The sequence below is a fragment of the Bradyrhizobium sp. B097 genome (genome assembly GCF_038957035.1).
Taxonomy (GTDB): Bacteria; Pseudomonadota; Alphaproteobacteria; order Rhizobiales; family Xanthobacteraceae; genus Bradyrhizobium.
In genome coordinates this window covers 4110385-4129118 of the sequence record NZ_CP152412.1, presented here as the reverse complement: position 1 = coordinate 4129118, position 18734 = coordinate 4110385, and the positions used below count along the sequence as shown (strand labels likewise).

At 66.0% G+C, this 18734-nt stretch carries 19 protein-coding genes; 10 read left to right on the top strand and 9 right to left on the bottom strand.

Going from position 1 to position 18734, the window contains the following annotated elements:
* The first annotated feature begins 221 nt into the window (after positions 1-221).
* The 4 genes from AAFG07_RS19360 (at position 222) to AAFG07_RS19345 (ending at position 3343) form a co-directional block, all read left to right on the top strand.
* Complete coding sequence (locus AAFG07_RS19360; RefSeq protein WP_212318634.1) at positions 222-689, top strand: RidA family protein; 468 nt, start codon at positions 222-224, stop codon at positions 687-689.
* Positions 690-692: 3 nt separating this feature from the next.
* Positions 693-1445 (top strand): glycerophosphodiester phosphodiesterase, encoded by a 753-nt coding sequence (locus tag AAFG07_RS19355; RefSeq protein WP_342728642.1) that lies wholly within the window; start codon positions 693-695, stop codon positions 1443-1445.
* A 167-nt stretch (positions 1446-1612) separates the two neighbouring features.
* The gene (locus AAFG07_RS19350; protein ID WP_342728641.1) at positions 1613-2863 is read left to right on the top strand and encodes a GNAT family N-acetyltransferase; all 1251 of its coding nucleotides are present in this window, start codon (positions 1613-1615) and stop codon (positions 2861-2863) included.
* Positions 2864-2917: 54 nt separating this feature from the next.
* A complete protein-coding gene (locus AAFG07_RS19345) occupies positions 2918-3343 on the top strand; it encodes an HIT domain-containing protein (RefSeq protein WP_342728640.1) in 426 nt (141 codons plus the stop codon).
* Between the two features lie 116 nt (positions 3344-3459).
* Here the strand turns inward: AAFG07_RS19345 and tsaA are convergent, their stop codons facing one another.
* The 5 genes from tsaA to AAFG07_RS19320 all read right to left on the bottom strand — a co-directional run bounded on the left by tsaA (position 3460) and on the right by AAFG07_RS19320 (position 7377).
* Positions 3460-3951 (bottom strand): tRNA (N6-threonylcarbamoyladenosine(37)-N6)-methyltransferase TrmO, encoded by a 492-nt coding sequence (tsaA, locus tag AAFG07_RS19340; RefSeq protein ID WP_074128941.1) that lies wholly within the window; start codon positions 3949-3951, stop codon positions 3460-3462.
* A 3-nt stretch (positions 3952-3954) separates the two neighbouring features.
* Positions 3955-4935 carry a tripartite tricarboxylate transporter substrate binding protein gene (locus AAFG07_RS19335; protein WP_342728639.1) on the bottom strand — a complete coding sequence of 327 codons (981 nt, stop codon included), beginning with the start codon at positions 4933-4935 and terminating at the stop codon, positions 3955-3957.
* 57 nt (positions 4936-4992) lie between these two features.
* The gene (locus tag AAFG07_RS19330) at positions 4993-5337 is read right to left on the bottom strand and encodes an AzlD domain-containing protein (protein ID WP_342728638.1); all 345 of its coding nucleotides are present in this window, start codon (positions 5335-5337) and stop codon (positions 4993-4995) included.
* Positions 5334-6086 (bottom strand): AzlC family ABC transporter permease, encoded by a 753-nt coding sequence (locus AAFG07_RS19325; RefSeq protein WP_298368901.1) that lies wholly within the window; start codon positions 6084-6086, stop codon positions 5334-5336. The genes AAFG07_RS19330 and AAFG07_RS19325 overlap by 4 nt, the downstream gene beginning before the upstream one ends.
* Before the next feature lie 187 nt (positions 6087-6273).
* Positions 6274-7377, bottom strand: a complete 1104-nt coding sequence (locus tag AAFG07_RS19320; protein ID WP_342728637.1) for a lytic transglycosylase domain-containing protein — start codon at positions 7375-7377, stop codon at positions 6274-6276.
* A gap of 91 nt (positions 7378-7468) precedes the next feature.
* Between AAFG07_RS19320 and AAFG07_RS19315 the strand changes: the two genes are divergently transcribed.
* Entirely contained in the window at positions 7469-8398 is a 930-nt protein-coding gene (locus AAFG07_RS19315) for a glycine/sarcosine/betaine reductase selenoprotein B family protein (RefSeq protein ID WP_342728636.1), read from the top strand.
* 157 nt (positions 8399-8555) lie between these two features.
* Here AAFG07_RS19315 and AAFG07_RS19310 read toward each other — a convergent pair whose 3' ends face one another.
* On the bottom strand, positions 8556-9560 hold the full coding sequence (locus tag AAFG07_RS19310) for a bile acid:sodium symporter family protein (RefSeq protein ID WP_342728635.1): 1005 nt from the start codon (positions 9558-9560) through the stop codon (positions 8556-8558).
* A gap of 104 nt (positions 9561-9664) precedes the next feature.
* On the opposite strand from AAFG07_RS19310, the gene AAFG07_RS19305 reads away from it, so the two are divergent.
* Positions 9665-10516, top strand: coding sequence for a LysR substrate-binding domain-containing protein (locus AAFG07_RS19305; protein ID WP_342728634.1), 852 nt, complete (start codon positions 9665-9667; stop codon positions 10514-10516).
* Positions 10517-11233: 717 nt separating this feature from the next.
* Here the strand turns inward: AAFG07_RS19305 and AAFG07_RS19300 are convergent.
* Positions 11234-12286 (bottom strand): phenylacetaldoxime dehydratase family protein, encoded by a 1053-nt coding sequence (locus AAFG07_RS19300; RefSeq protein ID WP_342728633.1) that lies wholly within the window; start codon positions 12284-12286, stop codon positions 11234-11236.
* 33 nt (positions 12287-12319) lie between these two features.
* Positions 12320-13327 carry a carbon-nitrogen hydrolase family protein gene (locus tag AAFG07_RS19295; RefSeq protein ID WP_342728632.1) on the bottom strand — a complete coding sequence of 336 codons (1008 nt, stop codon included), beginning with the start codon at positions 13325-13327 and terminating at the stop codon, positions 12320-12322.
* A gap of 208 nt (positions 13328-13535) precedes the next feature.
* Here AAFG07_RS19295 and AAFG07_RS19290 point away from each other — a divergent pair, with 208 nt between their 5' ends.
* The 3 genes from AAFG07_RS19290 to AAFG07_RS19280 all read left to right on the top strand — a co-directional run bounded on the left by AAFG07_RS19290 (position 13536) and on the right by AAFG07_RS19280 (position 16550).
* Positions 13536-14492, top strand: a complete 957-nt coding sequence (locus tag AAFG07_RS19290; protein WP_342728631.1) for a helix-turn-helix domain-containing protein — start codon at positions 13536-13538, stop codon at positions 14490-14492.
* Between the two features lie 152 nt (positions 14493-14644).
* Complete coding sequence (locus tag AAFG07_RS19285; RefSeq protein ID WP_342728630.1) at positions 14645-14998, top strand: PilZ domain-containing protein; 354 nt, start codon at positions 14645-14647, stop codon at positions 14996-14998.
* A gap of 130 nt (positions 14999-15128) precedes the next feature.
* Positions 15129-16550 carry an MFS transporter gene (locus AAFG07_RS19280; RefSeq protein ID WP_342728629.1) on the top strand — a complete coding sequence of 474 codons (1422 nt, stop codon included), beginning with the start codon at positions 15129-15131 and terminating at the stop codon, positions 16548-16550.
* Between the two features lie 114 nt (positions 16551-16664).
* Here the strand turns inward: AAFG07_RS19280 and AAFG07_RS19275 are convergent, their stop codons facing one another.
* Positions 16665-17714 (bottom strand): NmrA family NAD(P)-binding protein, encoded by a 1050-nt coding sequence (locus tag AAFG07_RS19275; protein WP_342728628.1) that lies wholly within the window; start codon positions 17712-17714, stop codon positions 16665-16667.
* Positions 17715-17804: 90 nt separating this feature from the next.
* Here AAFG07_RS19275 and AAFG07_RS19270 point away from each other — a divergent pair, with 90 nt between their 5' ends.
* Positions 17805-18665 (top strand): helix-turn-helix transcriptional regulator, encoded by an 861-nt coding sequence (locus AAFG07_RS19270; RefSeq protein ID WP_342728627.1) that lies wholly within the window; start codon positions 17805-17807, stop codon positions 18663-18665.
* Positions 18666-18734: the final 69 nt, after the last annotated feature.

Sequence of the window (18734 nt, the reverse complement as noted above, 5' to 3'; positions counted from 1 at the left end):
GGTGGTATTGCGCCGCAACTGGGGCAAGTCTGACAAAATAGCAATGTAAGGAGCGAGTTTGCCGTCATTCTTGGCAGCTTTCCGTGCGATTCCACACGTCACCGCCGCGGGCCCTCACCTTACCGTCGCTTGCAACCTGCGACACGATGCGCGAAACAAACGAAACAAACTTGGCCCTGACCGCGTTTCAGGCTTCGTGCAATTCCAATTGGGGAACAAAAATGGCGGGTACCGTCGAACAGAAACTGGCGTCACAGGGCATCACACTTCCACAGCCGACCTCCCCGGTCGCGAACTATGTCCCCTTCGTCCGCAGCGGAAACCTGTTGTTCGTCTCGGGCCAGGTCTGTTTCAACGCCGAAGGCAAGCTGATCGCCAAGGGCAAGCTCGGTGCCGGCGTCACGCTCGAGCAAGGCGTCGCCGCGGCGCAGGGCTGCGCGATCAACCTCTTGGCCCAGGTCAAGGCCGCGCTTGGCGATCTCGACAAGGTCGTGCGCGTGGTGCGGCTCGGCGGCTTCATCAACTCGGCGCCGGACTTCTTCGACGGACCGAAGGTGCTGAACGGCGCCTCCGACCTGATGGTCGCGGCGTTCGGCGACAAGGGCCGCCATGCCCGCACCACCGTCGGCGTCGCGTCGCTGCCGGCGGACGCCGCGGTCGAGGTCGAAGGCGTGTTCGAAGTCTCCTGATCGATGCGCGCCCCTGATTGGCTGACCAAACGGCCGGTCGCCCATCGCGGCCTGCACGATGCCGCACGCGGCGTTATCGAGAACATGCCGGCCGCGGCCAGTGCCGCGGTCGCGGGCAACTTCGCGATCGAGTGCGATATCCAGCTCACCGCCGACGGCGAGGCGATGGTGCATCACGACGATGCGCTCGGCCGCCTCACCGAAGGCTCCGGCCTGCTGTCGACCAAGACCGCAGCCGAGCTGAAGGCGGTGAAGTTCAAAGGCACCTCCGAGCAGATGATGACGCTCGGCGATCTCTGCACGCTGGTCGCCGGCCGCGTCCCGCTGGTGGTCGAGGTGAAGAGCCATTTCGACGGCGACCGCAAGCTGGTTCGGCGGATGGCCGAGGTGCTGTCGCCCTATTCCGGCCCTGTGGTCGGCATGTCGTTCGATCCCGACCAGGTGCTGGCGCTGCGCGAGACCATGCCGAGCCTGCCGCGCGGCATCACCGCCCAGCGCAGCTATGACGACAGTTCCTGGACCAAGCTGACGCCGGCCCAGCGCGACGGCATGCTGTATCTGCGTCACGGCTTCAAGACCGAGCCGCATTTCGTCGCCTTCTGGGTCAACCAGCTGCCGGCGCCGGCGCCCTGGATCGCCCGCAACGTGTTCGGCTGCCCACTGCTGGCGTGGACCGTGCGGACGGCGGAACAGCGCGAGCGCGCGGCCCGCTACGCCGACCAGATGATTTTCGAGGGGTTCGTGCCGGGAACCTGACATGTCGCCGGCAGTCTTGAACTCGTCGCTGCGACGCACGATCTTGGCAAGGGTTGGTCAAAGCGTTGGTCGTCATCGGCGATGGCGGAATGCGGAGCATGATCCGGAAGTGGAGCCAGCTGTTCCGGAAAGATCATGCTCAAAAGAGGCACCGGTCTTCACTCTCGATGGCGTCGTCTGAAATCACCCTAGAGGCTGTAGCGGACATCGGCGGCATTCCGGCCGCCGAATGGGACGCCTGCGCCAATCCGAAGGCGGATGCGGACAGCATCCACAACCTCGACACCCTGGCCTCGCCCGCGGTCGCAGGCGATTGCCAGACGACCGCAAGTTCGAGCTATAACCCCTTCGTTTCCCATGCCTTTTTCGCCGCCGCCGAGGCCTCCAATTCGGCCTGCCCACGGACCGGCTGGGGCCCCCGGCATCTGATTGCAAAGCTCGATGGCCGGATCGTCGGCGTCGTGCCGTGTTACCTGAAATCGCACTCGCAGGGCGAATACGTGTTCGACCGCGGCTGGGCCGAGGCCTATCACCGCGCCGGCGGCAGCTATTATCCGAAGCTGCAGGTCTCCGTCCCGTTCACGCCCGCGACCGGGCCGCGGCTGTTGATCCGCGACGGTGTCGACCGCGAGGCGATCGGCTCGGCGCTGGCGCGGGGCTTGCGCGCGCTCTGCAACGCCACCGAGGCCTCCTCCGTACACGTCACCTTTGCCCGCGAGGACGAGGCAAAATTCCTGGGCGCACACGGTTTCCTGCAACGGACCGACCAGCAGTTCCACTGGCACAATGAGGGCTACAAAACCTTCGACGATTTCCTGGGATCGCTGAACTCGCGCCACCGCAAGGGCATCAAGCGCGAACGCCGTGAGGCGATTACCGCCGGGATCACCATCCACTGGCTGACCGGCTCCGATATCACCGAGGACGCCTGGGACGCGTTCTTCGAGTTCTACATGGAGACCGGCTCGCGCAAATGGGGCCGGCCGTATCTGACCCGAGAGTTCTTCTCGCTGATCGGCGAGAGCATGAGCCGGGACGTGCTGCTGGTCATGGCCAAGCGCAACGGGCGCTGGATCGCAGGTGCGATCAACTTCATCGGCTCGGATACGCTGTTCGGCCGCAACTGGGGCGCGATCGAGCACCACCCGTTCCTGCATTTCGAGGTCTGCTACTACCAGGCGATCGATTTCGCGGTTCAGCGCGGGCTCAAGGTGGTCGAGGCCGGCGCGCAGGGCGAGCACAAGCTGGCGCGCGGCTACCTGCCGCAGACGACTTATTCGGCGCATTTCATCGCCGATCCCGGATTGCGCCGGGCGATCGCCGATTACCTCAAGCGCGAGCGCGACTATGTCGCCGAGGTCGGTCGCGAGCTGACCGAGGCCGGTCCGTTCCGCAAGACGGCCGACGACGACGCTTGACGTTTGGACCGCGACTAAGACATTAGCGTTCTAAAATCCGAAGGAGCCGCCGCCATGCCCGCCGCCTATGACAACAACAACCCCTTCGCAAAAATCCTGCGCGGCGAATTTCCGTCCTACAAGGTCTACGAGAACGAGCACGTGCTCGCCTTCCTCGACATCATGCCGCGCTCGCCCGGGCATACACTCGTCATTCCGAAGGCCCCGGCCCGCAACATCCTCGACATCAAGGCGGACGACTACGCCCATGTCGCACGCGCCGCCCACAAGATCGCGGCCGCGGCGATGAAGGCGTTCGAGGCCGACGGCATCACCGTGCAGCAATTCAACGAGCCCGCCGGCGGCCAGGTCGTGTTCCATCTGCACATGCATGTGATGCCGCGCAAGGATGGCGTCGCGCTGTTGCCGCCCGCCAGCCACAAGGAAGACGGCAAGGTGCTGGAGGCGAATGCGGCGAAACTGATTGCGGCGTTGAGATAGGCCGCGCGACACGCGCGATGCTGCGTAGCCCGGATGAAGCGCAGCGCAATCCGGGAGTCCTTACAGCATTGTAAGACCGTCCCGGATTTCGCTTCGCTTCATCCGGGCTACGAATCCTACTCCGTCTCGAAATCCCCCGCCTGCGGCGGGGCGAGCGGGGTGAACTCGCAGCGGTCGGGCTTGACGTCGATCAGCGGCGTCTCGTCGAGGCAGTCGAGGCCGCGCACCAGGATGACGTTGCCCTCGACACCGACCAGCTTGACGATCGAGGTCCCGATCGGATTGGGGCGCACCGGCGAGCGCAGCGAGAAGGTGCCGCGGGTGTTGCCGTTGTTCTTCGGGCTTTGCAGCACGATGTCGCGACGCGACTGGTGTAGCCAGTAGAGGACCTCGAGGTTCGAGTAGAAATCGACGCCCTTGATCGCGGCGACCCAGGGCTCGAAGATCTCGAGCCGGCACACCGGGCCGTCATGCCGCCCCTGCCGCGGCGTCGCCAGCCGCGAGGTCCAGGGCGTGCGGATGCGGCCGATGAAGACGAGCCCGGCGTCGCGCGCCGTCGGCATGTCGACGGCGACCTCGCCCTGGCGCAATTCCATTTCACGTACCATGTGTCAGTCCAACGATATGTTCAGCGCCTTGACCACGCCCGCCCACCGCGCGCGATCGGTGTCCACAAATCTGTCGATCTCGGCCTGGCTCTTTACGCGCAGCGGCGGAAAGCCGATCCTGACCAGCGAAGCGCGAAACGCCTCGTCGTTCAAGGCCCGGTCGAGGCTCGCCTTGATCTTGTCGGCAATCTCGTCAGGCACCTTCGACGGCGCCGCAATACCATACCAGACGCTGACCGCATAATCGGGGTAGCCGCTCTCGGCAATCGTCGGCAGATCGGGCAAGTCGGGGATTCGCTCGGTCGAGGTGACGGCCAGCGCGCGCAGCATGCCTGACTTGACCGGCGGCAGCGCGGTGCCGAGCGTGTCGAACATCAGCTGGATGTTGCCTGACAGCAAATCCTGCAGCGCGGGTCCGGCGCCCTTGTACGGCACGTGGGTCATCTCGACGCCGGCCATCTGCTTGAACATCTCGCCGGCGAGGTGAACGGTGCCGCCGGTGCCGGCCGATCCGAAATTGAGCTTGCCGGGATTCTTCTTGGCGTAGGCGACGAACTCCGCGATCGTCTTGGCCGGGACCGACGGATTCACCTCCATGATCATCGGCGCATCCGTGATCACGGACAGCAGGCGGAAATCCCTGGCGGGATCGTACGGCAGCTTCTTATAGAGCAGCGGATTGAGCACGAAGATCGAGGCCGCCGTCACGAACAGCGTGTAGCCGTCGGGATCGGAGCGCGCGACCGCCTCGGCGCCGATCGCGCCCTGCGCGCCGGCCTTGTTCTCGACCACGACCACCTGCTTGAGATCGCGCCCGAGATATTCGCCGACGATGCGGCCGAGCACGTCGGTCGGTCCACCAGCGGCGTAGGGCACCACGAGCTTGATCGGACGTGACGGATAGTCCGCGGCGCGCGCCGGCAACGCCGCCGCCAGCATGGCAGCCAAAGCAACAATGAAGGCCGATGATGCGCGCCGCTGCATGACGTTCCCCCGTTATTTCTTGGAGAACGAGAGTAACGGATAATGCGATGGCCGCAATCAGCCGAGCCAGTATTTGCCTGACAGCATGACGATTTCGCCCACGATCACGCCGGCGAAGATCGACTTCCTCGCCAGCATGAACGCCAGGAAGCCCGCGGCGACGGCGCCGTAACGCAGCCAGTCCGGCACGCTGGCGAGCGCGCCCGGCGGCTGCACCACGATCTGCGCAATGATACCGGCGAGGATCGCGGTGGCGACTGCCCTCACCCAGACCAAGAGCTCGGAATTCTCGTCGATGCCGCCGCCGAACCACAGGCCGAGCATGCGCCAGATCTGGTTGGGGATGACGCCCGCCACGAACAGGATCGCGAGCGCGTGCCAGTCGCCGATGAAGCTGCTCATGCGCGCGCCTTCACGATGCCTGCCCTCGCCCGGTGCACGCCATAGGCGATGGTTCCGGCGACGACGCCGCTGACCAGGATGTCGACGCCGCTGTTCAGCATCGCCGCCAGCGGGAACAGCAAGAGCCCAAGCACCAGTGCGATGACGTCGGCGAGCTCGCGGCAGTTGCGCGCGGTGGAGAACAGGAAGGCCAGCGGCGTCAGCATCAGCATGCCGGCGGCTAATAGCGGCGTGAGGTTGGCCGCGAGCGTGTAGCCGATCGTGTTAGCGATCAGGCAGACCGAGACCAGCCCGCAGCCGAGCCCATGGATGAAGGCGATCCGCCGGTTGCGCGGCACCTGCGGCAGGAAGCGGAAGCACTCGACCCACAGCGTCACCGCCGTGAGGTGCGCCACCAGGATCAGATGCCGGCGCTTGGTGTCCTCCGTGCGCATCATCGGCAGCACCGACACCACCATCGGAAACAGCCTGATCGCGCTGACGGTGACCGCGATCGCCGATTGCAGCACGGTGGCGCCGGAGCCGAGCGTCGTGATCACGATGATCTGCGCCGGGCCCGCCCAGACGAACGCAGTGCTCGCCAGCGTCCAGCCCAGCGAGAAGCCGGAATCATGCGCCAGCGCGCCGATGCCGAGATAGGTCGCAAACAGCACCAGCGTCAGCACGGTCGCCCCGATCGACCGCGCGCCCCACAGGAAGGCGCGGAACGAGGTCTGCCATTGCGGAGAATCGAGCGGAGGAAGCGCCACGGGAAGCCGGATGGTTTTGCAATGTCGGCGGCTTACGGCGCGCGCGACGCAGGGTCAACCAAGCGACGACACAGCGCTGGTATGCAGTAGCCCGGATGGAGCGCAGCGCAATCCGGGACAGCTCTCACGCGTTGCAGGAGCGGCCCCGGATTTCGCTGCGCTTCATCCGGGCTACGCAGCTACGCAATCACGCCCTGTTCTTCAGCACGAAGCACGCCCCGCCCGCTTTGCGGATGCGGTTGCACAGGCCGTCGGCCTCGGGGCGCGTGTCGGCACCGATACGCACCTGGTAGAACATCGCGCTGCCGCGGCTGCGCAGCCGCGAGCCGAGCAGGCTCGGATCCTGATCGCCGATCACGCTCGACAGCCGCTTGATGGCACGGGCATACATCGCAAGCGCCCTGTCGCGGCTGAAGCCGGCGGCGAGCTGCACGCCCCATAGCTTGGCCGCCGACAGCGTGATGTGCTGCTCGAGCCCGGCCACGAACGGGTTGGGCGCGCGCTTCAACAATGCCATCAGCTCGCGGCAACTCGCGGTCGGCGCACGCTGCGGCATCTTGCCGTTGCGGCCGGCGGCGACCCAGTCGTCGACGCTGGAGCCGGTGATCGCGGAGACGTAGTTGCGCGTCTCCTGCGGCATGTAGCCGGAGCCGGCGAGCCAGTCCTGGATCCGGCGCGGGCCGGCATTGTAGGCGGCGGCCGCGAGGCCGAGATTGCCGAACTGGTTGCGCAGCTCGCTGAGGAATTCGGCCGACTTCGGCAGCGCCTGGACGGGATTGAAGGGATCAAGAAGCCCGCGCTCGTTGGCCGTGCCCGGCATGAACTGCGCGATGCCCTGCGCGCGCTGGCCGCTCCGGGTGATGGGACCGACCGCGTCGGCCTGGAAACGGCTCTCCTGCCAGATCACGCGCGCGAAGAATTCGAGCGGCAGGTCGTTCGCCCGCGCCGCCGATTCGATCATCAGGCACATCGCCTCGCGGGTGTCGCTCTCGCGCGCGTCATCCGCGGGCTTGTCAGTTGCCGCCGCGGGCTTCTCGGCAGGTGGCGTGGGCGTGTCCGCCGGAGGTGCGGCAGGTTTCCCGGCTGATGGTGTGGCCTGCTCTCCCGGCGGCGGCGCAGGCTGCTCCGCCGGCGCGGCCGCGGGTTTCTTGGCGGGCTTGTCGCCGGGCGGCGTTGCGGGCTGCTCGGGGCTTGGCGACGTCGGCGGAGGTGCGGCAGGCGCGTCCTCCGCACCGGCCGGCGACACCAGCACCAGAAGCATGACCCATGCGGCGCAAAGACCTGTTCGCATCGCAAATCTGTTCCCGCGCGGCGCGGCTTGACACCGCAGGCTCGTGGTCTAGCTATGGACTGAAATGATGGCGCACAAAAGGGAGCGCAAAATGGCAGCAGCTTCGGATGACCAACTCGGCTTTGCCCCCGACGACGACGCCCCGATCGGCTATATGAAGCGGACCCGCGATTATTACGCGGCGATCGGCTACACCACCCCCTACCGCTGGGCGCATTACACCTCCGCGCCGTTCCAGCCGCTGAAGAAGCCGCTGAGCCAGTCCCGCGTCGCGATCATCACGACGGCGGCGCCGTTCGATCCGGCCAGGGGCGACCAGGGTCCCGGAGCGAAATACAATGGCGGAGCAAAGTTCTATTCCGTCTATGACGGCGACACGTCGCAGCCACACGATTTGCGGATTTCGCACATCGCCTATGACCGTACCCACACCACCGCGACCGACAGCGGCACCTGGTTCCCGCTGGCGCAACTCAAGCGTCTCGCCGCGGCGGGCAAGATCGGCGAGGTCGCCCCGCGCTTCTTCGGCGCCCCGACCAACCGCAGCCACCGCGTCACCATCGAGACCGATGCGCCCGAAATCCTCAAGCGCTGCCGCGACGACAAGGTCGACGCCGCGGTGCTGGTGCCGAACTGCCCGGTCTGCCACCAGACCGTCAGCCTCGTCGCGCGGCACCTCGAAGCCAACGGCATCCCGACCGTGCTGATGGGCTGCGCCAAGGACATCGTCGAGCACGCCGCGGTGCCGCGCTTCCTGGTCTCGGATTTCCCGCTCGGCAACTCCGCCGGCAAGCCGCATGACGTGACCTCGCAGGCCTTTACGCTGGAGCTCGCGCTGCGCGTGCTGGAAACTGCGCCCGGTCCGCAGACCACCGTGCAATCGCCGCTGCGCTGGAGCGAGGACGCCTCCTGGAAGCGCGACTACAGCAACGCCGACGCACTGAGCGCCGAGGAGCTCGCCCGCCTGCGCCGCGAGTTCGACGCGCAGAAGGAAATTGCGAAGGGTCTTCGCGTGGCGTAAGGCTTTGCGTTTGGCCCGATCACTCACCCAACTCTAGGTGTCATCGCCCGGCTCGACCGGGCGATCCAGTATTCCAGAGACGCCAGTTGGTCACGGAGAAGCCGCGGCGTACTGGGTCCCCCGGTCAAGCCGGGGGACGACAGCGGAGGCGAAATGCCTACGCGTGCACCGGGGCGGCATCACGTGACGCCCCCTCCTCGCCGCCCGCATACCGGCGCGCCAGCGCGGCGCAAGTCATCAGCTGGATCTGGTGAAACAGCATCAGCGGCAGCACGATCAGGCCGACCGATTGCCCGGCCAGCAGCACGCTCGCCATCGGCAACCCGCTCGCCAGACTCTTCTTCGAGCCGCAGAACATGATGGCGATGCGGTCGGCGCGCGAGAAGCCGAGCAGCTTGCTGCCGAAATTGGTGATCAGCAGCACGATCGCGAGCAGCGCTGCATCGAGGCCGAGCACGATGGCCATTTGGCTTGCGTTGACCTGGTGCCAGATGCCATGGCTGACGCCGTCGCTGAACGCGGTGTAGACGATCAGGAGGATCGAGCCGCGATCGACCAGGCCGAGCATCGCATGGTGCCGCTCGACCCAGCGGCCGATCAGCGGTCGCGACAATTGCCCCACAACGAACGGCAGCAGCAGCTGCACGACGATGTCGAGCGCGGCATTGCCGGAGAACCCGCCATGGCTGGACAGAAGGAAGCCGGCCAGCAACGGCGTCGCGACGATGCCGAGCAGGTTGGAGGCGGTCGCCGAGCACAGCGCCGCCGACACGTTGCCGTGCGCGATCGAGGTGAAGGCGACCGAGGACTGCACGGTCGACGGCAGGATGCAGACCAGGATCACGCCCGCCCACAGCGCCGGCGTCAGCAGATGCGGCGCCAGCGCATGCGCCGCGAGGCCGAGCATCGGGAACAGGGCAAAGGTCGACAGGAAGATCACGAGGTGTAGCTTCCAGTGCCGGGCGCCGACCAGCGCCTCCGTGGTCGAGAGACGGGCGCCGTGGAGGAAGAACAGCAGGGCGATCGCAGCGTCGGTGGCGTAGCCGCCGATCACGGTGCCCTGCCCGTGCAGCGGCAGCAAGGTGGCGAGGCCGACCATGCCGACGATGGCGGCGATGTAGGGGTCGACGGGTACAAATGATCGCAGGCGGCTGATGGTCATGGTGGCTTCCTTTCCTTGACCGGAAAATGGCTCTCTCCATGCCGATTGTGAACCGCGCTTACCGATGTTACTGTCATGACATTGCGTAATGACGGATCGCCGCCATGCTCGACCCGACCCAGCTCGAAACCTTCCTCACCGTGGTGCAGACCCAGAACTTCACCGAGGCCGGCCGCCGCCTTGGCCTGAAGCAGTCGACCGTGAGCCAGCACATCCGCAAGCTCGAGGCCGCCGCCGGGCGCCGCCTGTTCGTGCGCGACACCCATTCGGTGGTGCTCACCGCCGACGGCGAGGCGATGACCGGTTTTGCGCGCCCGATCCTGGAGGCCAATGCCCGTGCCCGCGATTACTTCGCGGGGTCGCAGGTGCGCGGAAAGGTCCGGTTCGGCGCCGCGGAGGATTTTGCCAGTTCGCGCCTGCCCGATCTGCTGCGCGACTTCGTCCGCCGCCATCCACAGGTCGATCTCGAGCTGACGATCGGCCTCAGCGCCGTGCTGTACCAGCAGCTCGACGCCGGCGAGCTTGATCTCGTGCTCGGCAAGCGCCGGCCCGGCGACGCGCTGGGACAGCTGGTGTGGCAGGACCGCTTGGTATGGACCGCCGCGCCGGGCATGCGGCTCGATCCCGAGCAGCCTTTGCCCCTGATCCTCTACGCGCCGCCAAGCGTCAGCCGCAGCGTGGTGCTGGAGGCGATGGAGCGGTTCGGACGGCCCTGGCGGATCGTCTGCTCCAGCGGCAGCCTGAGCGGCCTGCGCGCCGCAGCTCTCGCCGGTCTCGGCATCACCCCGCAGGCACAGGGCTTGATCCCGGACGGACTGGAAGCGCTGCCGGCGTCAGGATTGCCACCGCTCGGCAGCGTCGAATTCGTGGTCCGCACCGCGCGACGGACCAGACGCGGCCCAGCCACAGAGCTGGCGCAGGCCATCACGGAACGCGGCGGCCGGCTGCGGCCGTAGAACTTTGGCTAGAACGGTCTATGGCCGCAGCCCTTCGGCCCAACGCTGCGGCCTCTGGAGTACTCATCACCCGCATGCGCATGCGCGGGTGATGACACTGAACGAGCTGTTTGACAGGTTGAACGAGGGCCATCTTCATCGTCGTCCTGGCGAAAGCCAGGACCCATTACCCCAAATGAGAATTGTTGCGCGATGCTGGGCGCGCGATCCCGTCCATCATCAAGTACGGTGGTTATGGGTCCTGGCTTTCGCCAGGACGACGATGGTGTGCGAGGCCCCCGCCCGTCATCGCCCGGCTCACCGGGCGATCCAGTACGCCGCGGCCTCTCGGCTCAAGCACAGACGTCTCTGGAATACTGGATCACCCGCATGCGCGGGTGATGACACCGAGCAAGCTGGGCAATCACCTCATCCCGAGAGGGTGTGAGGCTATGTCCTCGTCCTCCGCTGTCATCGCCCGGCTCGACCGGGCGATCCAGTACGCCGCAGCCTCTCGGCTCAAGCACAGACGTCTCTGGAATACTGAATCACCCGCATGCGCGGGTGATGACACTGAGCATGCTGAGGGCGTCTACACGATTTCTGAATAATAGAAGAGTATCGCTGATTTGCCCGACGTGTCAAGTTGCTGCTTCCGCCGGCTCCTTTGCATGGGGTTGTTTTCGATATTTTGAATGCAGCTTCGATGCGGCCCCTGCTCGGACCAGGCGCCCCGCGTCAGGCGGATGGCGCCGCCGCTAGTTGCACCGCGTTCAGCATCCCTGTCTGTTCGTGACAGCCGAGATATTCGAAGAACTGCTCGTCGGCCGCGGCGACGGTGACCTCGTGATACAGCCTGAGCTTTGCGGCTGGTCCCAACGTCGACAGATACTTCATCGCCGCGCCGAATATCCGGACATGGGTCGGATGCGATTCCGCCCAGCGCTCCAGCGCCGCGAGGCTCTTCCACCAGCTCTGGCCGTAGGACTTTTCCGTCAGTCGTCCCTCCGCGTCGACGACGCGCATGTAGCGGTTGGCGTAGCAGCCGATCGGCACGCCGTCATCGCGCAGGAAATCCATGCCCTCGCGCAGCACCGGCTCGACATCGTCGAGATACATCTTGCGCTCCGACGCCTCGGTGTCGCTCCAGTCCTGACCGGAGCGGATCAGGCAGAGGTTGTCATGCGCGATTACCCGGATGCGCGCGCCGTCGCGGATCACGCGCGGCTCACCGCCCGGCGTCATCGCGTCGGTCTGTGACAGCGGGATGCGGTCGCGCATGCCGCCCCAATAGGCGTGCTCCTGCACCTCCCCGCTCATGCCGTCTGCAAGGACCGCGACGCCCTCCGGACGGCCGAGCGACGAGAACAGCGTCTCGTAGCGTTCGACATGCGGCCGCAGCACCTCGATGAAGCGGCCGACGCCATTTGTTGCGCCACTGCCGGTCCAGGCCTCGCGCGCGGCCTCGAACCAGGCATCGAAACGCCCGGCGTCGTCCCAATAGGCGACCGAGACGACGTTGGTGAAGCCGGCCTGGTCGACATATTGCGCGCGGTCCCAATGCGTCGGGCCGTTCTCACCGGCAAAGCGCGTTGCGATCAATGCCAGCGCCTCGGCCACCGCAGCGGTCGGCTCGCCCCGAACCTGTACGCCGAAATAGGCCATGATGACGCGTGCGACGGCGGGCTTGTGGCGCGCGACGAAGGACGGATAAGGCGGCGCGTAATCGTCGGGCACACGACGATGACGGGAGCGCGCCGTTTGCAGATGGGAAGGAATCGCGGATTCCATGGCAGTCGCCTCCGGTTGGATTTGCCCGATATGTCAACTCGCGGCCGCGTCGATCTCTTCGATGTCGAGCGGCAGCGCAAAATGCTCGACGCGCTTCGACGGCTTCCTGTTCAGCAGCAGGCGTGTGACGTCGGGCCGCGAATAATGCCCGGCCGGATCGGCGGCATTCTTGGCGATCCCGATCGCGCCGAGATCGATATCGGCAAGCAGCAGGCCTTCCTGATCGGGCGGCAGCTTCTCGGCGATCGAGCTGCCATCCGGCCCGTAGATCGCAGCGTGGCCGCCGCCGACATGCAGCAGCGCGTGCTTGTCGTCGCGGTCGCACATCTCATCGATCATCGCTTGCGAGACCGTGGCGCACGGCGCCAGCACGAAGCACGAGCCCTCAACGGCGTAGACCCGCGAGGCCGCGTTGTTGACCTCCCAGCCGAGCGCCGGCGCGAACGGATCGTACAGCGAGAAACTCGGCCAGGCTGCGACATGGACCTGCTCGTTCTGGGCATACATCGCGTATTTCGACAGCGGCTGCAGATGCTCCCAGCAGCACAGCGCGCCGAGGCGGCCGATGCCGGGGCGGTCATGCACCGCAAGGTCGCTGCCGTCGCCCTCGCCATAGACGGTGCGCTCGGCGTGGGTCGGCCGCAGCTTGCGCCGCTTGGCGATGGTCTCGCCGTCGGGGCCAACAAGCCATTGCGCCAGATAGAGGCTGCCGCCGTCGCGCTCGGACAGGCCGAGCACCGCGGTCAAGCCGGCCTTCTTCACCGCCAGCCGCAGCTTCTCGGCCTGCGGGCTATCGTACGAAAGAGAATTGTCGAAATAGCGCTGCACGAAGCCGCGCCCGATCGCCCAGGCCGGCGAATCCAACCAGATGTACCAGGGATAGCCAGGGATGAACGCCTCGGGGAACGCGATCAGTTTGGCCCCCTTGGCGGCGGCCTCCTCGATCAAGGCAATGCTCTTGGCGATGGAGGCGTCGAGGTCGAGCCAGGCAGGGGCCGCCTGCACCACCGCAACGCGATATTTCGGATGTTCGATGCCCATGATGTCCTCCTCGTGGCCGGCCGTTCTGGCCGGTTCGTACTTGATCGGCCGCAGCCGCTTCTGACATCATGCTGCCCCGGGACCGGGAGCGCCGTTCGACCAGGACGGAAGGAAAATTCGACTGCGGAGGAGATTTCCTCGGCCGTCCCCGGTACGAAGCTTGCTTTGTTTGCGTGGCCAGCGTTTGCACTCGTGAAGGGAGGAAATCATGCCGGCCCTGTTCACCACGGAAGGCGCGCCCACGCATCGGCGCCTCGCGCTCTGGCGAGACATCGTCTGCGACGTGTTCGTCCAACTCGACTGCAAGTCCGATCTCGGCACCGCCTTCCACGGCGCCATCACCAGCGCGCAACTCGGCGCGGTGAAATGCTCCGTCGTCTCGTCGAGCCGGCAGCGCGTGCTGCGCACGCCGTCGCGGATTGCGCGCACCAGTGAGGATTTTGTTCTGTTCGCGCTCGGCCAACGCGGCTGTGGCGCCGTGCTGCAGGACGGCCGCGAGACCGTGATCCAGCCGGGCGAGTTTGCGTTCTATGACACTACCCGGCCCTACGAACTGCGCTTCAACGACGACTTTACGCAGACCATCTTCCAGGTGCCGCGCGCGATGCTGCACCGGCGCCTTGCCGGCACCCAGGACCTGACGGCAACCTCATTCACATCGGATCGCCCGGTGCAGCGGCTCGCCTGGCAGTTCATCAGCGGGCTCTCGGAGATCGCCGACAGGCTCGATCCTGACAATGCGATCCGCCTCGCCGATCAGGCCGCCGACCTGCTGGCGATGGCGATCAGCGAGCGGCTCGGCGGCGCGGCGCTACCGGCCTCGACGCACCGCTCCGCCCTGCTCTACCGGCTGAAGGCGCATGTGCTCGCGCATCTGCCGAACCCCGAGCTCAGCCTCAGCGAAACCGCCGCGGCGCTCGGCATCTCGCCGCGTTACGTCAACAGCCTGCTGGCCGATGAGGACACCTCGTTCCAGCGCTTCGTGCTGGCGCAGCGGCTGGAGCGCTGCAAGCGCGACCTGGCCTCGCCGGCACACGCGCATCGCCATATCGGCGAGATTGCATTCGCCTGGGGCTTTAACGATCTCTCGCATTTCGGCCGCGTGTTCCGCGACCATTACGGCCTTTCGCCGCGCGATTGGCGGCACAGCCGAGTGCCGAACTAGTTTCTCGGGTCGTTTGCGGCGCAAAATAGCCGGGAATCCTGACCTTCACAGATGCAAACAATTTACACTAACTCCAACGGGTTCCGTTCGTACCCTTCTTTTCGCGGGTCCGGACCGGTACAGTCCTGCCGTTAATTTAAGGAGGATTTCCCATGCAGGACCGGCGCCAGAGCCCACGTGACAAGGTGTTTTACGGTGCGGTTGCGGAGATCAATGAGCGCGGCTCGACGATGGATTGCATCGTCCGCAATATCAGCGAAGGCGGCGCGTGCGTCGAATTTGGCGACGCCGCACACTTGCCCGAAGAGATGAATCTCAGCGTCGCGCGCAAGGGCCGCTCGTTCCTGGCGCGCATGATCTGGCGCCAGGCCAACAAGGTCGGCCTCGCGTTCCGGATCATGACCTCGGACACCCCGGTCAGCGATCTCGACGAGCGGGTCCGCCGCAGCGAGATCAAGAAACGGCAGTTGCAGCGGCGGATCAAGGAACTGCTCGGCCAGGGCTGAGCGTCCTCCCGCAGCTCCCCGGCCGCGTTTCGATCGCGGCCGGTATCTGTCATTTCGGGGGTTGCAAAGGCCAGGTTAATCCAGCATCCGGTAAGCCCGCCCATGCTGGAACCAAAGGCCATTTCACGACATGTCGTCCGCGATCATCGAGCATCCCGACGGGCTGCCGCAACCGCAGCGCAATTGGGCCATTCTCACGATCGCGCTGGGCCTGGTGATGGCGGTCGTCGATGGCTCGATCGCCAACGTTGCGCTGCCGACCATCGCGCGGGATCTTAACGCCAGCCCCGCCTTCTCGATCTGGATCGTCAACGGCTATCAGCTGGCGATCACGATCTCGCTGCTGCCGCTGGCCTCGCTCGGCGAGATCATCGGCTATCGCCGGGTCTATCTGGCGGGGCTGCTGCTGTTCACGCTGGCGTCGCTGTTCTGCGCGCTATCGCATACGTTGCCGCTGCTGACGGTCGCCCGCATCCTGCAGGGGTTCGGCGCGGCCGGAATCCTCAGCGTCAATACTGCGCTGGTCCGCTTCATCTATCCTCATTCGCAGCTCGGCCGCGGCATCGGCGTCAACGCGCTGGTGGTCGCGATCTCGGCCGCGGTCGGCCCGACCATCGCCTCGTTCATCCTGGCGGTCGGGACCTGGCCGTATCTGTTCGCCATCAATGTCCCACTCGGCATCGTCACGCTGGCGCTGGGCTGGCGCTTCCTGCCGCATACCAGGCCCGCGGTTCACGCCTTCGACTGGCAGAGCGCCGCGATGAGCGCGATCGCGTTCGGGTTCGGCATCAGCGCGATCGACAGCGCCGGCCATGGCGAGGCGCTGTATCTCTGCGCATTGGAATTTGCGATTGCCGCGGTCGCTTCTCATCTGCTGTACCGGCGGCAACAAAATCTGCCCTCGCCGCTGCTGCCGGTCGACCTCTTGCGGATTCCGATCTTCGCGCTCTCGATCGGCACGTCGATCGCCTCGTTCTGCGGCCAGATGCTGGCCTTCGTCGCGATGCCGTTCTATCTCGAGAACCACTTCGGATATTCGGCGGTGCAGATCGGCCTATTGATCACGCCGTGGCCGATCGCGGTCGCATTCGCCGCGCCGATCGCCGGCTGGCTGGTCGAGCGCTACCCCGCCGGCCTGCTCGGCGGCATCGGCCTGCTGCTATTCGCGCTGGGTCTGGGAACGCTGGCGTTCATGCCGGTCACTGCGACACCGATCGACGTGATCTGGCGGATGGCGCTAGCCGGCGCCGGCTTCGGCCTGTTCCAGACCCCGAACAACCGCACGATGATCGCCGCCGCGCCGCGCGAGCGCTCGGGCGGCGCCAGCGGCATGCTCGGGACCGCGCGCCTGCTTGGACAGACCATCGGTGCCGCGCTGGTGGCGATGCTGCTGGCGCGCTATCCGGCCGACGGCACCAGAATCTCGCTGATGGTCGGCGTCGGCTTTGCCGTGGTAGGCGCGGTGCTGAGCACGCTGCGGCTGTCCTCAGCCGGCAGCCGCGGCGCCGAGCAGGTGCGGGTCCATGAGGGTCAGCGCCTGAAGGGCGAGTGAGCGCAAACAAAAAAGAGCCGGCTGCTCAGCCAGTCTTTTCGATATCATCGCGCTCGCCCGAAGTGCGAGATCAAGGAGGGACCTTGCTCAGCGAAGGCTGAACGCGTGTCGCCGTCAGGCATGGGTCGCTAGCCAAGCCTCAGACTGGCGTGCGAGCACGAAGCCCTCGATCTGCGGGGCGCCGAGGCGCGCTTCGATCCGCCCGATGTCGGGTTTGCGCGCGAGCAAGGCAGCCAGCAAGCCGCCGGTCTCCCGCAACGCTCCCGCTATCCCGCGCTCCGCCGATGGCGACGTCCTGACGTAGCGCCTCGCGATGGTGAGAAAATCCTCCGGCATCACCCCGGCGACATTCTCGACCGCGTCGGTCGGCGCACCGACGCCGAACGCATTGGCCTGATAGTCCTGCAGAAACCAGTACAGTTGGGAGATCACGAACTCGGATAGCCCGAGCGAAGCGGCGGCCTTCAGAAACATCGGCAGCGGCACGTCCTGGTAGCTTACGGCACGGCCAAGTGCCACGCCCATCAGTTCGGCGATTTCGCCGGGCGCCAGCAGCCGGGGGCCGGTCGGCCGGTAAGCCTTGCCGATATGCGGCGCCGGCTCGGCCAGGCAAGCCGCAATGACCCGCGCAATGTCCTCATTGGATGGCGGCGCATTGCAGCCGCGCCCCAGCGGCAGGCCGAACAGCCCGAACTGGGCGGCCTGCCCGATAACGGCGAAGTAATTGTCCGCGAACCAGCCGGGTTGCACCGTGACGATGCCGATATCCGGCATCCACGACAGCATGTGATTGGTCAGCCATTTCTCACGTGCATGCACCGCGGGATGGCTTGCGTCGGCCACCCATTGGCTGAGCTGCACCACGGCCTCAAGCCGGGCCTCACGCGCAGCCGCCGCGAACAGCACCGCACGCCGCAGCGTGCCGGGTTCGAGCGGTGGACAGAAATAGGCGCGCTTCACGCCCTTCATGGCCAGCTCGAGATCGCGCAGGCTCTCCAGCGAGCCGACGACGATTTCGACACCCTTGCTCTGCAACAGCGCCGCGCGCCTGTCGTGCCGCCGAACGAGGGCGCGCACCGGAAAGCCTTTCTCCGCGAGCCCGAGTGCAGTCGGCATGCCGGTCTTGCCGGTCGCTCCGGTGACCAGAATCTTCGGCTTCAACATTGCATCGCTCCGGAATGTCGGGGGTTGCACGGGTGCTTTTCTCGTTCACTACTGCCGGTCGCGTAATTCGCGCAATTACCCGCCGGGTAATTGGACGCACCCGCCGGGCCGGACAGGATCGCGCACATGACTGAACGCCAGCGACGACAACCGCTGCAGGCAGATCACGTCGGCGCGCGGTTGAGCGAATGGAGGAAGCGGCGGCGAGAGAGCCAGCTCAGCCTCGCGATCACCGCCAACATTTCGCAGCGCCACCTCAGCTTCCTGGAGTCCGGCCGCACGCTTCCGAGCCGCGAGATGCTGATCCGGCTCTGCGATGCGCTGGATATTCCCTTGCGCGCACGCAACGAGTTGCTGGCGTCAGCCGGTTATGCCGCGCTCTATCCGGAGCGGTCGCTCGATCTTGCCGAGATGGCAAGCGTGCGCGAGGCGCTCATGCGCATCATCACGCACCACGAGCCCTATCCGTCGTTCGTGGTCGACCGCCAGTGGCGCGTCGTCATGCACAATAACGGCGCGGCGCGGCTCGTCGCCGCCTGCTTCGACGAAGCCACGCTGCGCGCGCTGCAGGCGGACGGCCCGCTCAATTTGATGCGCATGATGTTCGAGCCTTCGCAAATGCGCCCGAGAATCCTGAACTGGCAGGCGGTGGCGCCACGCCTGCTCGCGCGGCTTCGCAACGAGGCGCGCGGCGATCCCCGGTCACCCTCCGCATCACTACTCAGTGAGTTCGGACCGTCCGCAGGCTGCGACCTGGCGGCTGACGATCAGGAGCGGGCCGAACTCCCGATTGTCCCGCTGCAGCTAAAAATAGATGGAACCGTGCTGCACCTGTTCAATACGATCACGACGTTCGGCACGCCCCAGGATGTCGGCTTGCAGGAACTGCGGATCGAACTGTCCTATCCGATGACTTCGCAAACGCGGGATTTCCTGGCCGGCCTCGTGTAACGCCGGTCCGGCGGCATGCGCGACCGGCGGAAAACACCGGCTGCCACACGAAAAAGGCCGGCTCAGGAG

Coding starts and splice junctions, on each gene's coding strand:
- AAFG07_RS19280 (WP_342728629.1), top strand. CDS start 15,129: ATGTCGTCCGCGATCATCGAGCATCCCGACGGGCTGCCGCAACCGCAG.
- AAFG07_RS19355 (WP_342728642.1), top strand. CDS start 693: ATGCGCGCCCCTGATTGGCTGACCAAACGGCCGGTCGCCCATCGCGGC.
- tsaA (WP_074128941.1), bottom strand. CDS start 3,951: ATGGTACGTGAAATGGAATTGCGCCAGGGCGAGGTCGCCGTCGACATG.
- AAFG07_RS19310 (WP_342728635.1), bottom strand. CDS start 9,560: ATGACCATCAGCCGCCTGCGATCATTTGTACCCGTCGACCCCTACATC.
- AAFG07_RS19335 (WP_342728639.1), bottom strand. CDS start 4,935: ATGCAGCGGCGCGCATCATCGGCCTTCATTGTTGCTTTGGCTGCCATG.
- AAFG07_RS19360 (WP_212318634.1), top strand. CDS start 222: ATGGCGGGTACCGTCGAACAGAAACTGGCGTCACAGGGCATCACACTT.
- AAFG07_RS19315 (WP_342728636.1), top strand. CDS start 7,469: ATGGCAGCAGCTTCGGATGACCAACTCGGCTTTGCCCCCGACGACGAC.
- AAFG07_RS19320 (WP_342728637.1), bottom strand. CDS start 7,377: ATGCGAACAGGTCTTTGCGCCGCATGGGTCATGCTTCTGGTGCTGGTG.
- AAFG07_RS19300 (WP_342728633.1), bottom strand. CDS start 12,286: ATGGAATCCGCGATTCCTTCCCATCTGCAAACGGCGCGCTCCCGTCAT.
- AAFG07_RS19285 (WP_342728630.1), top strand. CDS start 14,645: ATGCAGGACCGGCGCCAGAGCCCACGTGACAAGGTGTTTTACGGTGCG.
- AAFG07_RS19330 (WP_342728638.1), bottom strand. CDS start 5,337: ATGAGCAGCTTCATCGGCGACTGGCACGCGCTCGCGATCCTGTTCGTG.
- AAFG07_RS19350 (WP_342728641.1), top strand. CDS start 1,613: ATGGCGTCGTCTGAAATCACCCTAGAGGCTGTAGCGGACATCGGCGGC.
- AAFG07_RS19345 (WP_342728640.1), top strand. CDS start 2,918: ATGCCCGCCGCCTATGACAACAACAACCCCTTCGCAAAAATCCTGCGC.
- AAFG07_RS19305 (WP_342728634.1), top strand. CDS start 9,665: ATGCTCGACCCGACCCAGCTCGAAACCTTCCTCACCGTGGTGCAGACC.
- AAFG07_RS19295 (WP_342728632.1), bottom strand. CDS start 13,327: ATGGGCATCGAACATCCGAAATATCGCGTTGCGGTGGTGCAGGCGGCC.
- AAFG07_RS19275 (WP_342728628.1), bottom strand. CDS start 17,714: ATGTTGAAGCCGAAGATTCTGGTCACCGGAGCGACCGGCAAGACCGGC.
- AAFG07_RS19290 (WP_342728631.1), top strand. CDS start 13,536: ATGCCGGCCCTGTTCACCACGGAAGGCGCGCCCACGCATCGGCGCCTC.